The organism is Acinetobacter sp. WU_MDCI_Abxd143 (genome assembly GCF_025514195.1).
Taxonomy (GTDB): Bacteria; Pseudomonadota; Gammaproteobacteria; order Pseudomonadales; family Moraxellaceae; genus Acinetobacter; species Acinetobacter pittii_H.
This window is the reverse complement of sequence record NZ_JAHPTH010000001.1, coordinates 35,089-50,831: the sequence shown is the minus strand read 5'-3', so window position 1 is coordinate 50,831 and position 15,743 is coordinate 35,089. Positions and strand designations below refer to the sequence as shown.

Genomic DNA, 15,743 nt, shown 5'->3' with positions numbered 1-15,743 from the left:
AGGAGTATACTTAAAGCAAATCTTTTGCGTTAAAAGAAAGGCTGTTTCAATGAAAAAGTTGGTTGCTGTACTTACTGTAATTGTTGTTTTAACTGGATGTGTCTACGACCCTGTTAATTACAACAAAATACACGACCAAGAGTTCCAAGATCACCTCAGGCAAAACGGTTAGCAATAAAAAACCCACTCAATGAGTGGGTTTCATTTTTGGTTCTGGTAATCTCTTTACCTTCCCATGAAACAATTGTGGTCCAAAAAGATAAGAGACTTCTTTATGACTCAATTTATTCTTCATTTATACATTTAAATCTGATTTCAGTTTTAGGAAAGTTACCCAAAATATAGGGTGGTTTTGCATCAATAGTTTCTAGGACATTAACGAATTTATTTGTTTTTTGACATTCTTGATATGCTTCCCTCATTGCTTCTGCTTTAAGCGTTCCCATTCCACTAAACCCAGTAGCAGCTTGTCGTGAGACCATATAAGTATTATTTCCCATAGGTAAAATACCTGAATTTGCAGCGCATCCTACAATTAATGAACTACAAATCGTTATTAAAAATTTTTTATTAAAGGAAGTAATAAGCATAAAATTTTGATTCAATAAATAAATTTTTTAAATTAAGCAATTCTTAAGATTACTATTTATTTTTATGTGTGACAATTAGTAACCAGTTTGTTAGATTATGTGAACTTTATAAAACTGGTTAAATCATGAAAAAGAATATTAGTTTACTAATTTTAAGTATTGGTATAGTTGGTTGTGCTTCTCCAGCCTACAACTATCAAGCCGTCCCTAAAAATATAAGCAAGCCACCAATTGGCTCAGTTAATAAAGCATTTGTAGGGGATCAAATGCTTGAACAAGGTATAGTGGTTGATCGTGAAGTTCTAAATGTACCTGAAAATATTAAAATTAGCTTTGCCTATTCACTTACTTCGGGCATTTACTTAAAAACAGGCCAAAATGAAAAAGGGCAATATTTTCAGTCATTCAATACTGTAAGCGGTGGGGGTATGGTTCAGAAAAACCCTTTAGCTGACCCATTTAAAGTAGTTATGCTTGATAATGAAAGTAAGCTCTGTGTAGTAACAGTATTTAATGCAAAAAACTGTACTGATAAACATCAAGCTACTATGAAGACTGTAGCAATTGCATCAGATAATTCCTTCCAACAAACATTAATTTATAGTGGAAAATTTGGAAATAAAATTAATGTAGGCTACCGTGAATTTTCAAGTAATCAAGCGCGTCCTGCATTTAATAATGATGTTGAATATGATTTAAGCCAATCTAAGCAAATAGGATATAAAGGCGCTTTATTAGAAGTAATTGAAGCTACTAATCAAGATATCACTTACAAAGTTTTGAAGAACTTTAATAAGGTTGATTGAGATGAATGCAGAAAATCAAGGCATGAAAGAAAGTGATGTTTGTAATGCTATTGGATGGGGATTAATTGTTCTAGGTGTTATATCTGGATTTATATTTATCCTTGTGTTTGGTCGAGTTGAAGTGCCGCGAACTTATTATGGAACTGAGACTGTATGGTCAAGTCTTATGGTTATTACGGGTATTGGTATAGTTTTTAATGGGTTCTTGGTGGGCTATCTGTTTCAAAAGGTTGCTAGTATTCTTAGATATCATGAGAATAAAGTAACGTCTTAAAATAAAAAGCATCCTAGGGTGCTTTTTTAGTTGGGTAAACAATTCTGTATCAGTTCAATAATTCTTTTATTAGGTTTAACTAAAATCCTTTCGCCTGTGGTAAGAGCTATAATTATTTTCCACTTATTGATAGCTTTCCTTTTTATACCTTGATTTATTAAATCAGGTGCCCATATATTTTTGACTGCATTTACTTCAATTGCCCATCTAGCTACTTCACCATAATTAAGCATTTTAGGAAGAGGAGTGTTAATAAGGTTAGGATTTATAGGAACTACAAAAGCTTTTTTCTTATCCATGCGCCAGCTTACACTTTGAATAGTTACGGGTCGATTTCCATTATTTGTAATCTCAATATTTATATAATGGTCATCATCATTATATCCATGATTAGCGCTAAACAAAAAAATTAAGTTGGAAGTAACTATCAAATTTACTTTTTCATTCTTACGGGCTAAATATAGTGAAGTAATTACTGCTGCTAAAGTTCCAATAGAGGCTAACCAAGTACCAATCATTGACCAAAAAGAAAGATCAATATTTGTTAAGCCAAAATAAGTGGTTTCTATAGCCATAGATTTAAGCCTTTAAGTATAAGTTATAAATCCAATCTAACTTAGATGACGTAAAATATTAATTTATATAATATTTATTAAAAATTACATTAAAATTTTCTAAGTGACAATTAGTAAACAGTTTGTTACAGTGAGTTAATTTATAACAAACGGTGAAAAATAATGAAACAGATTACATTAATAACTCTATTATTTTTAAATTCTATAAGCATTACAGAAGCTGGTAGAGGTCGCCAACCATGTTCAGGTAGTAAAGGAGGGGTTAGTCACTGCGATGGTAGTAAATTCGTCTGTAAAGATGGCTCAATAAGTGGTTCCAAGAAAATTTGTACTAGATAGGTTTGGCTATGGGATTTAACTTTAGAAAGAGTTTTAAGATTGCACCGGGTTTACGGCTCAATGTTGGCAAAAAAGGAATCTCTAGCGTTTCTATTGGTGGCAAGGGCGCTCGTGTAAATCTCAGTAAGAAAGGAACACGCACTACTGTGGGGATTCCTGGAACAGGTTTGTCATATAGTAATTTTATTTCCCATAAGAAAAAAGCACCACCTCCATTAAATAGCTACCAACCACAACCATTTATTAATACTTCGACTTCTCGAATGCCACCAAACAGAAGTGTTTCATTTCTACTCGGTTTTGGGATCTTTTGGATGCCGTACATCTTTGCATGGTTTACTTTAAGATCTGGTTATTCTAGTACAGCTCGGTGGATAAGCTTTATTTGGATGGTATTTGTTTTATTGATTGTTATGGCAGATTGAAACTACTAATTATTAATAAGGAGTTAATTTATGAAAAAGATTATTTTTACTATAGTATTGGGTTTAGGCATTTCTAATTTTACAAATGCAGATACCCTTATTCCAAGAAGCGTTCAAGGCGATAAAGGAAAATATTATTTAATTGAGAAGAAAAAACAAGGCGATATTATTATTACACTTCACAAACGCATTGGTGTAGAAACTACAGATTATACTCGCTTGGAGACAAACTGTAAGACTATGAAAATGCGTGAAATTGGAACTGGAGAGGGATCGATAAAAGCTATAAAAATTAATCCTACCAAGTGGTTTGACTTAGTAGAAGGCTCAAGTAAAAGTGACCTAGCTCATTTTGTCTGTAAGAAATAAATAGCAAAAGCTAAACTTCTAAATTCTCAAATTTATTGATAAGAAAAAGAATTTTTAAAAGCACTTTAGGGTCCTTTTTTATTTCTACATAATATTTTGTAAAAAGTACTTTTGTTTTTTCATCAAGCGATTTTATTTCTAAATCTTCAAATTTGTTGTTGTAAAAACTGTTTAAAGTTTCTATAGGTATGTTATAGAAGAGCATACAGTCAGATTAGAAATCGATGGTTTACCTCAGCAAGATAGTGAAATACTTGCGATTGGAATAACTTTAGAAGAAATTTTTAAGGTTTTAAATCAATAAAAAAACCACCTAAATCACTATTTTTGAAGGTTTGTTCGCCTTTTAATAGTAGGTTTAAACTTATTTGTAAGATTGTTTTATCTAAAAATAATAAGCTATTTTACTTGTTGTAACGGCTTATTTATTAAACAATCATTACTTATAAGATTAAACATTCTGTCAGTTTTACTATTGTTAATTTAAAGAAATATAATATTTATAACTTATATATCTTATTCGTATAACTATAACAATTTAAATTGTTAATCAATTTTTAAATTACATATTATTTTAATTAATAATAATTAAATATTACATAATTAAAATTATATTTAATAATACTGCAATAAAAGGCTATTTAATAACTTTAAAAAACTATATGTGCTATGTGATAATTTATTTATAAAACAATTATTTGTGTATGATTTTTTAAAGTAAATTTATATCGAAAATTTAGACAAATTCGTATTACATAATTTTTAAACATATTTTTTATAGCATACGCGTATTGACGTAAATAGAAAAAATATATGTCAAAGAGGTCAATGATATTTAATTAGCTTAAGAACCATAATTTGCACCAAATTTTACGCTGTCACGATTCATTAAATAAACCAAGTGAAAAGTTACGTAAAAAAGACGCTAATAGTTTATTGGTGTAAATAAAAAATCGAATATTACAAATAAACGGAATGAATATGGATAACGTCGCTCAGCTAGAAACTGACACTAATTTCCAAAGTCGAAAGAAAATAACTTGGGGTGTTTTTAGCGTCCTTTTATTACTTTTAATTGCTGGTATCGTATATTATTTTTTTGTATACCGATTTTATCAATCTACTGATAATGCTTATGTGCAAGCCGATGTCACTTGGGTCATGCCAAAGATTTCAGGCGAAGTGATTGAGCTATTAATTAACGATAATCAGGTGGTAAAAAAAGGGGAAACTTTAGCCGTATTAGATCACCGCGATTATCAAGCTCGTTATGATCAGGCTCGTTCTGTGGTCAGCTTAAAAGAGGCCGCACTGGGTGTACAACAACAAAATGAAAAGTCTGCCAAGTCTTCAATTATTGAAGCTCATAGTGGTGTAGTGGCAGCACAAGCTGATTTAACTCGTTTAAGAAAAGATTTTGAACGTTATCAAGATTTATTAAAAGATGGGGTGATTACTCGTCAAAACTTTGAAGGCATTCAATCTCAATATTTAACAGCTCAAGCACAACTCAGTAAGGCACATGCCGCCGTCAATGCGGCAGAAGCTCAGTTGGGGAGCTTGCAAGCGAGTCGCGCGCAGCTTTTAGCAGATATTCAGAGTGCCAATGCAAACTTAAACCTATATCAGGTCGATCTGGCTTCATCAAAAGTAGTCAGTCCTGTAGACGGCAAAATCGGTAGTCTTGCAATTCAGAAAGGCTCACGTGTTTCTCCACAAACTCGTTTAATGGCGATCATTCCTGAAAATAGTTTGTATGTACAAGCGAACTTCAAAGAAACCCAAATTGAAAAAATGCACATTGGTCAGAAAGTTGAATTAAAACTTGATGCCTATCCAAGCCTAACCTATAGCGGAAAAATTGAGAGTTTTTCACCAGCTTCAGGCGCAACTTTTTCACTCATGCCACCGGACAATGCAACTGGAAACTTTAACAAAGTTGTTCAGCGTATTCCTGTACGTATTGCCATAGATTCAAGCCCGCATATTGATTTGATAAAACCTGGAATGTCAGTCAGCGCTACCGTTGATTTAAGAACTTAATAATAAAATTTTAGGTAATAACAAATGAATAAGCACCTTGAAGCCGAGTGGAAATTTCCCGCAAAAACGGCGTGGGCAATTTTTGCTGCCATGATTTTTGGCAACTTTATGGCGATTCTTGATATTCAGATTGTGGCGAGTTCTCTAAACGAAGTTCAAGCTGGTATGAGTGCAAGTCGTTATGAAGTCACTTGGGTGCAAACGGTTTATTTAATTGCCGAGATTATTGCAATTCCCATGTCGAGTATTGTCTCGCGGGTGCTTTCAACACGGGTGTATTACACCATCTGTGCAATTGGTTTTACGGTGAGTTCTTTACTTTGTGCCTTGGCATGGAACTTAGAAAGTTTATTGGTTTTTCGTGGCATACAAGGTTTTATGGGCGGCGGTATGATTCCGACCTCCATGACGGCGTTGTACTTACTTTTTCCAGAACCAAAACGTTCATTGCCTTTAGTGATGTTTGGCATGATCAGTACTTTGGGGCCGGCCATTGGCCCAACCATTGGCGGTTGGCTCACCAATAACTTCTCATGGCACTGGATGTTCCTGATCAATATTATTCCGGGAATTATTATTGCTACGGTCATTTATTCCGGTCCAAATATCGACCGTGCCAACTATTCACTCATTAAAAGCATGGACTGGTTTAGCCTAGTCGGTATGGCGATGTTTTTGGGTGGGCTTGAATATTTCCTTGATGAAGGTGCACGGCATGACTGGCTTGCAGACACAGGCGTTCGGATTGCTTTTATGATCTGCGTTTTGGGCGGCATGATTTTCTTTTCTAGAAGTTTTACCCAGCCTAAGCCTTTGCTCGATTTATCCGTATTTAAAAACAAAAATTTTACCTTAAGTGCTATCACGACTTTTGTAATTGGCATGGCGCTCTATGGCTTGGGTTACATGATTCCGGTGTTTCTTGGGCAAGTCCGTGAAATGAACAGTAGCCAAATTGGTCACGTCATGATGGTGACAGGCATTGTCATGTTCTGCTTCGCGCCGTTCCTTGCATGGCTTATTCCCAATTTTGATACCCGAAAAACCGTATTTGTTGGAATGATTCTGGCTGGCTTTGGTGTCTGGCTCAACTCGCACCTCAGCATTCATAGCGATTACGACTTTATGTTTTGGCCGCAAATTTACCGTGGTATTGGCCTCATGATTTGCCTGATTGTAGTGTCACATTTGGCTATGAGTACATTGCCACTCAGTAAAGTAGCCGATGCCAGCGGTATTTATAACCTGATGCGTAATATTGGCGGCGCGGTTGGACTAGCTCTCATTAACTCATCTTTAGATTGGCTCACTGCGCTACATGTCACGCAGATTAATCAGGGGATGACACCGCAAAACTGGATTTTTACAGAAAGACTCGATCAGCTCACGGCGCAATATCAAGAAGTCGGCTCAAATGCACAGCAAATCGCGCTCAGCGTGATCTATCGCGACACTCATTTTCAGGCACTGACCTCTAGCTTTAATGATCTATTACGCATGCTCGCAATCATCATGTTTGTGACTGCATTTTTAACCATCTTTATGGATCGGGGGAGGAAAATGAATATGTAGATATTAAAAAATAAAGGCAGCTTTCAAAGAATGAAAAACAATAGGGCATATCAAAACGTATCCCTTCATAGAAAAAGAACATTGAGGTGAGTTTTCTAAAATCGGTTGATGAGATCGGGGAACTCGCAAATTAGAGGTGGAAGGTTAAAGGATTATGATTAATACAACGTATAAACTAATTTCAAAATTGAACCTGAAAAACACGACTTATGGTCAATATTTTGAAAAAGAGCAAATCGATACTGAGCGATTAAAAGTGATGTATTCCATTTACGAACAGTATTATGAAAATACGAGATTTTCTATTTTCGTAGATGATTTTCAAAATAAAAGCGGTGCAATCTTAATTTTTGATTCACAAACAAATGAGATTGTAGGCTTCTCTACCGTTGTGGTGCAGCATTTCTACTTAAACGGTAAGGACTACACCGTATTATTTAGTGGTGATACGGTCATTTTGAAGAAGTTTTGGGGTACGCGTAGTCTACAAAGTACTATGCTCAAGCTTATGATTAAGCTTCGAATCAAATATCCATTTAACGAACTCTATTGGCTCCTCATTTCTAAAGGTTATAAAACCTACTTACTGCTCGCGAATAACTACTATGTCTATTACCCAAATATTAAAGATGAAAACCAGCATCTCTCGGAAGTGGTTGAGCACTACTGTGAAAAATTCTTTGGTGAATACTACGACCGTGAAGCAGGCCTTTTAAATTTTGGTGATGACTATCAACCATTAAAAGGTGAAGTCGCACCAATTACTGCCGAAATGAGAGAAAAGAACCCAAATATTCATTTCTTTGAGCAGATGAATCCAACATGGAAAGCAGGCACAGAACTACCGTGTATTGGTCGTCTTGGCTGGAAAGACATAGCCCGTTTCCCTGTAAAGCTGATGACTAAACCGACCAGTAAAGGAAAGTTTGAAGCATGCGTAACTCATAAAACAAAACGTAGAGAGGCCATCCAATGAAAACTAATGAATGGCTAACTTTGGGTTCGCATCTGATTTTAAAAAAATGGTGTGATGCAACTGACCATAATTTTCAAAAACAATTTAATGCCTTAGAGACCACGCAACGTCAAATTTTGCATACGATATTACAGACCTCGACCTTTGCCCAAGATAAAAAGGTTCAAAACTATGAGCAGTTTGTAAAATCATTTCCTGCGACACGTTACGGCGCTTGGCGAGAAGACATTCAGCGTTACCGTGAACAAAAGCTTTCACTCTCGAGCAGTAAACTGGTTCGTTTCCAGCCGACCAGTGGTTCGAGTGAACAAATCAAGTTTATTCCATACACCAAGTTATTTTTAGATGAGCTTGACCATGCAATTGCGCCGTGGATGGCGAGTTTATACCGCAAATGCCCAGAGCTCAGCTCGGGCACACATTATTGGTCGGTGTCATGGTTGCCTGAAAGTCAGCGTGAAGTGTTAAAAGACAAAAACCTAAATGATGACAGTGCGCTACTTGGTGTAGGTAAGCGCATTTTATCTAAGTTTACCCAAGCGGTTCCAAGTAATGTTGCCTTTGCCGCCAATGCCGATGATGCACTCTTTGCCACCATTTGTTATTTGGTCGCAAACCGTAACTTAGCCATGATTTCGGTGTGGAGCCCAACGTTTGTGCTGCAATTGCTGGAACGTTTGGAGTTGCTACAACAAGACGTGCTTGAGGTTTTACAAAGTGGTTCATGGGGTAACCGTCAGGCTTCCTTAAAAGAAGTCACTGCACCGCATAGCCCTGAAAGTGCTCAAGCCTTAATTGCAAGTTCAAACGGCACACAGATCGACTTTAAAAAGCTCTGGCCAAAGTTAAGTCTGGTGTCGAGTTGGGACACCGCAGGTTCAAAAGCTTGGGCAGAAAAATTAAAAGAGAAATTACCCAGTGTTCAGTTTGAAGGCAAAGGACTATGGGCGACGGAAGGTGTAGTGACTATTCCCTATAATGACCAATACCCACTCGCATATCAAAGTCACTTCTATGAATTTGAATATTTAGAAGGCGATAAACAAGGTCAAATCGTTCCATCGTGGCAACTTAAACAAGGTGATTTGGTCAGCCCGCTAATTACCTCGGGTAATGGCTTGCTCCGTTACTGTCTGGATGATTGCTTACGGGTAACAGGCTTTATAGAGCAAATTCCGTGTTTTGAGTTCCAAGGCCGCCGTTTTGGTGTGGATCTGGTCGGTGAAAAGTTAGCACCTGAAACTGCTCAACAGTTGTTGTCTCAGTTGAATGAAACCGAGTCAAAAGCGATTTCTTTACTCGCAATTGATACTCAGCAACAGGTTAAACCATTTTATTGCGTGCTTTTTGAAGGCGAAATCCATCACAGCATTAACAATGAATATATCGACAGTATTTTGCGTCAAAACTTCCATTACGAACTTGCTCGAAACTTGGGGCAGCTCGACCAGCCTCAAATTCGCCAAGCCAATAATGGCTGGAATGCCTATAAAAAACTGGTCATGTTTGATGGCATTATTGAAGGCAATATCAAACCTGAGCCACTCAAAAAAGTCACCCTGAATAGTTTGGAACAACTATGAAAGGGATGAAGTCATTTAATACTCGGTTTTTAACACTTCTACACGCCTTGTATTTAGGCGTGTTGGTTGTGTCCAATACACACGCTATGACTTTAGACGAGGCGTTGTCTGCCAGTTTAAGGCATGAAAGTCAGCTTGAAGTCAGCCGTTTAAGCGTAAACCAGTCTACCGCTATGCTTGAACAAGCCAAACAGCGCAATGGACTTAAAGTCAATTTAGTCGGGCAACTGGACTATGAAAGAATAAATACGCCTTCACACGTTTTGTTTCCAACCGAAGGAAACCGTAAAGGTCGAAGTTTGCAATTGCAAGCTGATTATCCGATTTATACCTCTGGTCGACACCGTTTAGGAATTGATGTTGCCGAAAGTCAGCTTTCTGCACAAAACCAAGGTTTATCAGATCAACGGTCGGAAACCATTTTAAATACGGTCATGGTCTATACCGACGTATTAAAAAAGAAGGCCATTTTAGAACTCAGACAAAAGACCATGGCAAATCTGCAACGGTCTTTATATGAATCTAAGCGCCGTTTTGACGTGGGAATGATTACCCGTGCAGACTTGGCTCAGGTTTTGGCACAAGTTGCTCAAGGTCAAGCTGATATTACACAGGCCCAATCTAACTTAACTGTAAGTGAAGCACAGTTTTATCAAGTAACGGGTGTAATGCCTGAAAACCTTGCTGCCATTAAACATCTACCTTCTATTCCCGCGAGCTTAGATGAAATTTTGGCGCAAACCAAGAACCATCCCGCTTTGATGCGGAGCAAATACGAAAAGCAGGCTGCCGAGAAACAATACGCTTTAACCAAACGCGAACTCTGGCCAACGGTCATGCTCACCAGCCGTGCTGGAAAGCAAGATGAAGCAAGCTATATTGGTTCTGAAAGCAATAACTATATGGTTGGGGTGCAGCTTAATGTACCGCTCTATGACGATGGTTTAAATCGCGCCAACGTCAAAAAAGCACAGGCCGATATCGATTTGGCTAACCAAAAAACGCGAAGTCTTGAACTAGATTTGAATAAGCGAACCCGTACCACCTATGCACAGCTTCAGACCATTCGACAAAATAAAGAAGCACTGGCAAATGCGATAGAGGCAGCGTCTATTGCTTTTGTCTACACACGTAAAGAGTTTGATGTTGGAACCAAAACTACATTTGATTTGCTCAATACCGAGCAAAAGCTACTCGATGTACAAACCCAAAAAACCGTGAATGACCAAGACGAAGTGGTGTTTGTCTATCAGCTACTCGACCAAATGGGGCGTTTAAACAGTTTGGTTCCCACACAGACCGTACAACAGGTGAATAATGAATAAAACAAACCCACCATTGGCTGATAATACTCTCATTACCCGAGAAGCAACTCTGACAGATGACGAGGCTTTAAGAGACTTAATTGCCGTACCGATGACCACCAAAGGCATACAAATTAGCTTTCAGCGCGAACCGAGTTATTTTAGAGCGTCTGACATTGTCTATCGACATAAATTGCATGTGGTGATTGAAGACCTAGAGAGTCAAAAGAATGTCGCTTGTTATAGCAATGGTTACCGCCCATGTTATGTCGATCGAAACATTCAAAACTTACGGTACGCGGGTGATTTACGAGTAGATCACAACTACCGTGGTAAATCTCTGGTGAAGGTTTTGGCGAAGCATGTAAAACAAACCATGCATGAACCGAACTATAGCCAAATGATTATTTTTGATGATAACCATGCCGCACGCGCTGCCATTCAAACGGGCAAAACGGGAATGCCTGATTATTATGACGAAGGGCTTATAGAGACATTAAGCCTGACGAGTACTGGCGCAAAACGGAAAATCACGGCTTTTTTAAAGCAAGTTGATAAACAGAGTGATCTTCAAGAGATCCGTACTTGCGTTGCAGAGGCTCAGCACATAGCTGCAATGAACCAGTTTATTAGCGACATGGCCGAGTTTTATAACTTTATTCCTGCCTATAACTTTGAAGAACTGGCTCAAGGGCATCAGTATTTTTCAGGTATAGAACTCTCAGACTTTTCAATTTACTTTAAGGGTGAAAAACTGGTGGGCATGTTTGGTTTATGGGATCAGCACAGTATTAAGCAAACTAAAATTTTGCATTACAGTTCAGTTATTGGAGTTTTTAGACCTATTTATAACTTGTTGATTCCAATTACTAAGGGCATGCGTTTGCCTAAACTTGGTGACTCTATTCAGTACCATGTGCTACATACGCTTATGTGCCATCCACAAGATTTAGCTTTGCATCATAAAATGCTTGAAGATGCCTATAACAAGTCAAAACAGCAGGGTGTTGGTGTGGTGAGTTTTACGCTTTCGCATAAAGACCCGCGCTATCAGTTAAATCAGTTTTATAAAGGTGAACGCTTAACAGGCATGCATGGTTTTATTAGTTATGAAAGCGACCCAAGACCACTTTTTGATAAAAACTTGATTCCATACTTAGAGGTTGGACGTATTTAATTTAAAGCTTGAAGTGATACTTTGAATGAAGCCCACGGAAGTGGGTTTTGTCATTTTGAATACGAGCAAGGAAGTTGAAGATCAGTTTATAAAAGAAAATATAGCAATAATTTATAATATAATTATTTAATTTTTAATGGAAAATTATTTTAATTTTTATTGATGCGTAGTCACTAAACGTACATATAGCGCAACTACTATACAAATCGAAATTTATTAACATGGTAGTTAAGTGATGAAAAAAAGTTTATTGGGTGGCCTTATTCTGTCTTTATGTACAACTCCAGCTTTTGCACTAAATATTTTATTGGTTAACGATGACGGTCTAACCAGCAATGTCAAAGCACTCTATGATGAATTAAAAGCAAATGGTCATAACGTGCTTGTGTCTGTACCGTGTTCACCACAAAGTGGTCGCGGTGGCGCAATCGTGATGTACAGCTCAACAACGATTACCGCGGATAATGATAAGCAAATTGCGGCTGAAAATGGTTGTCACAATGGTGCAGCACCAATTGGCGCACCTGCTGCTGGAACCTTTACCAAAGCGGGTTATACCAATGGTGACTGGAACTACACGCATGGCACACCAGTGATGGCAACAGTTTATGGGCTAGACGTGGTTGCACCAAAACGCTGGGGTAAAGCGCCAGACTTAGTTTTATCTGGCCCGAATGAAGGTCAAAATGTCGGAAAAGTCGTGGTGCACTCTGGCACGATTGGCAATGTACAGTTTTCGGCAGGACGTGGGATTCCATCTATTGCCTTAAGCGCCGATACAAACACGGTAGATGACAAAACTTTAAACAACCCTAACTCTGCGATTGTGGCAAAACAAACCGTAGTGTTATTAAAAGAATTACAAGCTAAGGCAGGTAAGGGCCAATTGTTGCCCAAAGGCATCACCCTAAATGTGAATTTCCCTAAAAATTTAACAACCAGCACGCCGTTTGCTTTTTCAAAAATTGGAACTTATGACTTATATAAATTAAAGTTCCAAGTAACCAAAGACAATAAAGGCAATAACCAGTTTGGCCTCGGAATTGATGCGGCACCATCGGCTCCAACAGCCGCGCAAATGTCGGATGAAAGCGCCGTCATGCAAAGCAAAATTGCTGTAACTGCAATGCAAGTGGCTTATGACCAGCGACCAGCAGCTCAACAATGGCTCAAAATTCGTTTAAAAAGCTTATTTAACAAGTAAGGGGAAAGACCATGAAACGTTGTTTATTGGTTTTACTTCTTGGGCTTGGATTGGCAGCTTGTAATGACAATGATCATGATGACCAAGTCTCGACTGAAAAACCTGCCTTAGCGCCGAGCTTAGATGTCGGTACTTATATTATTAGTACCGAAACGGATCAAGAGTTACCGATGGCGGGTAAATACTATTCTGGCGCAGATGGTTCTAAATTATTGGTTTTAGATGATGACGAGAACCGTGCCAAGGTTGTGATGAGCTATGACACAAAAACCAAAGCTTGGCAAAGCAATCAGTCTAACCAAGCAATGACCGTTGAATTGGCACATTATGAAAAAATTGATGACCAGAAAATTACGCTAAATCAATTGGTCGGCACCTACGATTTATCGTTTCCAGATGGAACAACGGTAAATGCCGAAGTGAATGCACAAGGCAAAATTGTCTCGAAAGACCCAAATTGTGTGTTTACAGGTGTTATTACTGAAAGTGCATTAGCGAACACAGCAAATTATCAACTGACCGATAACAAGTGTGATGCGCTAAAAAACAACTCAAAAGGTTATGTTGTGGTAGATGAAGACTTAGAACCTATGAGTTTTAGACTCGTATCTGACACAGTTGCCTCAAAAGATATTTGGGCATTTGCACAATATTAAAAATAAAAAGGCAACGGATTCATTTCGTTGTCTTTTCATTCCAACCTATCTTGCGCCGTTGAAACAGCTAACATGGTTTGAAGATAATAATCTACACGTGATTGATTATTTTCTTTATGTGAGTTATGCGCATTAAAGGCTGCATCATGAAGTTTCACGACTCGAGCAATTGGATTCAAACCACAACGAATTAAATATTCGTCGCGTGTTTCACTTTCCCGTTTAGTTAATGCATCTACTGCATCACGGACTTCTTTACCGAATAAATTTTCGATTTTGGCTAGGGTAAGAGGTGTGTCTTCAACGCTATCGTGGAGAAGAGCTGTAATAATATAGACTTCTGAAAATTGGTGCTCAATTAATGAATTGACCACACCTTTAATATGGTAATCAAAGTAATCATGAGGACCATACTTTTGACCTTGATGCGATTCTTTTGACAATTTCTCTGCTAATTCAATTTTATTTTGAGTCATTTTTTGCTCTTATCACTTTAAGTATATGACGCGGCCTAATTTGTGAGATGGGTCGCTTAAGTCATAATTTTATACTGGATAGCGACTCTTAAAAACATCTCTTAATAATAGTAGTGTCTCTTTTTATGTATTCATTTTTAGTTGAGTTAGGACAATTCGGACTTTAAGTTTTTGAAATTTTAAATTTTAACTTAATGATATAAGGGGAGATTAAAAATATTACTTAAGAATTTCCTTAATTATGTAATTAAATGAAAAACAATAATTATTTAAATAATTTCTAGCCAATTTCACATTGACACTTCAAATATTGGAGATTACCATTTGCGGGCTGGCCTACATTGCCAGTCGGTTGTCGCAGACCGTTCTTCAAGAGCATTAAAAGATTATTCTTTTAGTGTGTATACCCTCGTGCCCCCTCTATGGCGGAACGGAGGGGGACACCTTCGGGTGTGCTGGGTCTTGAAGCCAGTCTGCGAACCCCTTTCGTTCTGCCACCATAATTCTAATGTTTTGGCAGAACTCCATATATAAGGAGTTGGCTTTGTACATCCATTATTTCTTGGCAGCCATTGCCAAAAGCTATAACAACACAGCTTAAAACACTTAACGCAGCTTGATCGCCGTAAGGCTTTTTCAGGCTTTAGCTCGTTATTACTTACAACCTAGACAATTAAACCTTGAGATGTGCTGCGCATAGTCTTTACGGCTTTGCTATGCCTTTTTTCTCCCAAAGGCAGCGGTTTTTATATCTCATTTATATACAACAATAATTTTTTATAATGGTAAAAATATGCCAAAAATAGTTCTCCCAACACGTGCAGTACAAGTCGTAAATAAATCAATTGAGTTATTTCATTACAACGGATTTCATCTGGTCGGCATCGACAGACTTGTGAAAGAGTGTGAAGTTACCAAAGCGACTTTTTATAACTACTTTCACTCTAAAGAACGGTTGATTGAAATCTGCCTGATTGTGCAAAAAGAACGCCTAAAAGAAAAAGTGGTTTCAGTGGTTGAATATGACCGTAACACAAACGCAATGCATAAACTCAAAAAGCTCTATCTTTTGCATGCAGACCTAGACGGACTGTATTACTTATTATTTAAAGCTATTTTTGAAACAAAACTGACTCATCCAAAAGCGTACATAACCGCCGTGCGATATAGAACATGGCTCATCAATGAAATATATAGTTTGCTTAGAGCACTTAACAGTGATGCTTCTTTTACCGATGCCAAACTATTTTTATATCTAATCGAAGGCGTAATTATTCAGCGGTTAAGTTTAGGTGAAGTTGATGAGAGAGTGGTTGAGGTGTTTTTGAGGGGGATGGGGTGAGTAGTAAAATTCGGGTTTGTAATTTTATTAAA

The 15,743-nt window shown here is 37.6% G+C and carries 18 protein-coding genes; 15 read left to right on the top strand and 3 right to left on the bottom strand.

What is annotated here, in order from left to right; genetic code table 11:
* Positions 1-49 precede the first annotated feature (49 nt).
* Positions 50-172, top strand: coding sequence for a hypothetical protein (locus tag KTI79_RS00230; RefSeq protein WP_000737387.1), 123 nt, complete (start codon positions 50-52; stop codon positions 170-172).
* Between the two features lie 112 nt (positions 173-284).
* On the opposite strand, the gene KTI79_RS00225 is transcribed toward KTI79_RS00230, so the two are convergent.
* Positions 285-590 carry a hypothetical protein gene (locus KTI79_RS00225; RefSeq protein ID WP_199937079.1) on the bottom strand — a complete coding sequence of 102 codons (306 nt, stop codon included), beginning with the start codon at positions 588-590 and terminating at the stop codon, positions 285-287.
* Positions 591-715: 125 nt separating this feature from the next.
* Here KTI79_RS00225 and KTI79_RS00220 point away from each other — a divergent pair, with 125 nt between their 5' ends.
* Both KTI79_RS00220 and KTI79_RS00215 read left to right on the top strand, forming a co-directional pair.
* Positions 716-1,396 (top strand): hypothetical protein, encoded by a 681-nt coding sequence (locus KTI79_RS00220; RefSeq protein ID WP_086376262.1) that lies wholly within the window; start codon positions 716-718, stop codon positions 1,394-1,396.
* 1 nt (position 1,397) lies between these two features.
* Complete coding sequence (locus KTI79_RS00215) at positions 1,398-1,670, top strand: hypothetical protein (protein WP_086376263.1); 273 nt, start codon at positions 1,398-1,400, stop codon at positions 1,668-1,670.
* Positions 1,671-1,696: 26 nt separating this feature from the next.
* Here the strand turns inward: KTI79_RS00215 and KTI79_RS00210 are convergent, their stop codons facing one another.
* The gene (locus KTI79_RS00210) at positions 1,697-2,245 is read right to left on the bottom strand and encodes a hypothetical protein (protein WP_086376264.1); all 549 of its coding nucleotides are present in this window, start codon (positions 2,243-2,245) and stop codon (positions 1,697-1,699) included.
* 162 nt (positions 2,246-2,407) lie between these two features.
* On the opposite strand from KTI79_RS00210, the gene KTI79_RS00205 reads away from it, so the two are divergent.
* The 11 genes from KTI79_RS00205 to KTI79_RS00155 all read left to right on the top strand — a co-directional run bounded on the left by KTI79_RS00205 (position 2,408) and on the right by KTI79_RS00155 (position 13,893).
* Positions 2,408-2,584, top strand: coding sequence for a hypothetical protein (locus tag KTI79_RS00205; protein ID WP_125276387.1), 177 nt, complete (start codon positions 2,408-2,410; stop codon positions 2,582-2,584).
* An 8-nt stretch (positions 2,585-2,592) separates the two neighbouring features.
* Complete coding sequence (locus tag KTI79_RS19165) at positions 2,593-3,009, top strand: DUF4236 domain-containing protein (protein ID WP_086376265.1); 417 nt, start codon at positions 2,593-2,595, stop codon at positions 3,007-3,009.
* A 30-nt stretch (positions 3,010-3,039) separates the two neighbouring features.
* Positions 3,040-3,378, top strand: coding sequence for a hypothetical protein (locus KTI79_RS00195; protein ID WP_086376266.1), 339 nt, complete (start codon positions 3,040-3,042; stop codon positions 3,376-3,378).
* 981 nt (positions 3,379-4,359) lie between these two features.
* Complete coding sequence (locus KTI79_RS00190) at positions 4,360-5,421, top strand: HlyD family secretion protein (protein WP_086376268.1); 1,062 nt, start codon at positions 4,360-4,362, stop codon at positions 5,419-5,421.
* A 24-nt stretch (positions 5,422-5,445) separates the two neighbouring features.
* Positions 5,446-6,993 carry a DHA2 family efflux MFS transporter permease subunit gene (locus KTI79_RS00185; protein ID WP_086376269.1) on the top strand — a complete coding sequence of 516 codons (1,548 nt, stop codon included), beginning with the start codon at positions 5,446-5,448 and terminating at the stop codon, positions 6,991-6,993.
* A gap of 187 nt (positions 6,994-7,180) precedes the next feature.
* Positions 7,181-7,969, top strand: coding sequence for a hypothetical protein (locus tag KTI79_RS00180; RefSeq protein ID WP_171304915.1), 789 nt, complete (start codon positions 7,181-7,183; stop codon positions 7,967-7,969).
* Positions 7,966-9,552 (top strand): GH3 auxin-responsive promoter family protein, encoded by a 1,587-nt coding sequence (locus KTI79_RS00175; protein WP_086376271.1) that lies wholly within the window; start codon positions 7,966-7,968, stop codon positions 9,550-9,552. Before KTI79_RS00180 ends, KTI79_RS00175 begins: the two co-directional genes overlap by 4 nt.
* Positions 9,549-10,877: a TolC family protein gene (locus KTI79_RS00170; protein WP_199937078.1), complete on the top strand. Its 1,329-nt coding sequence runs from the start codon at positions 9,549-9,551 to the stop codon at positions 10,875-10,877. The genes KTI79_RS00175 and KTI79_RS00170 overlap by 4 nt, the downstream gene beginning before the upstream one ends.
* Positions 10,870-12,033 carry a hypothetical protein gene (locus KTI79_RS00165; RefSeq protein WP_086376273.1) on the top strand — a complete coding sequence of 388 codons (1,164 nt, stop codon included), beginning with the start codon at positions 10,870-10,872 and terminating at the stop codon, positions 12,031-12,033. Before KTI79_RS00170 ends, KTI79_RS00165 begins: the two co-directional genes overlap by 8 nt.
* A 232-nt stretch (positions 12,034-12,265) precedes the next feature.
* Entirely contained in the window at positions 12,266-13,237 is a 972-nt protein-coding gene (gene surE / locus KTI79_RS00160) for a 5'/3'-nucleotidase SurE (RefSeq protein ID WP_086376274.1), read from the top strand.
* 11 nt (positions 13,238-13,248) lie between these two features.
* On the top strand, positions 13,249-13,893 hold the full coding sequence (locus tag KTI79_RS00155; protein WP_086376275.1) for a hypothetical protein: 645 nt from the start codon (positions 13,249-13,251) through the stop codon (positions 13,891-13,893).
* A gap of 35 nt (positions 13,894-13,928) precedes the next feature.
* On the opposite strand, the gene KTI79_RS00150 is transcribed toward KTI79_RS00155, so the two are convergent.
* On the bottom strand, positions 13,929-14,369 hold the full coding sequence (locus KTI79_RS00150; RefSeq protein WP_086376276.1) for an HD domain-containing protein: 441 nt from the start codon (positions 14,367-14,369) through the stop codon (positions 13,929-13,931).
* Between the two features lie 793 nt (positions 14,370-15,162).
* On the opposite strand from KTI79_RS00150, the gene KTI79_RS00145 reads away from it, so the two are divergent.
* Complete coding sequence (locus KTI79_RS00145; RefSeq protein WP_086376277.1) at positions 15,163-15,711, top strand: TetR/AcrR family transcriptional regulator; 549 nt, start codon at positions 15,163-15,165, stop codon at positions 15,709-15,711.
* The last annotated feature ends 32 nt before the right edge of the window (positions 15,712-15,743 follow it).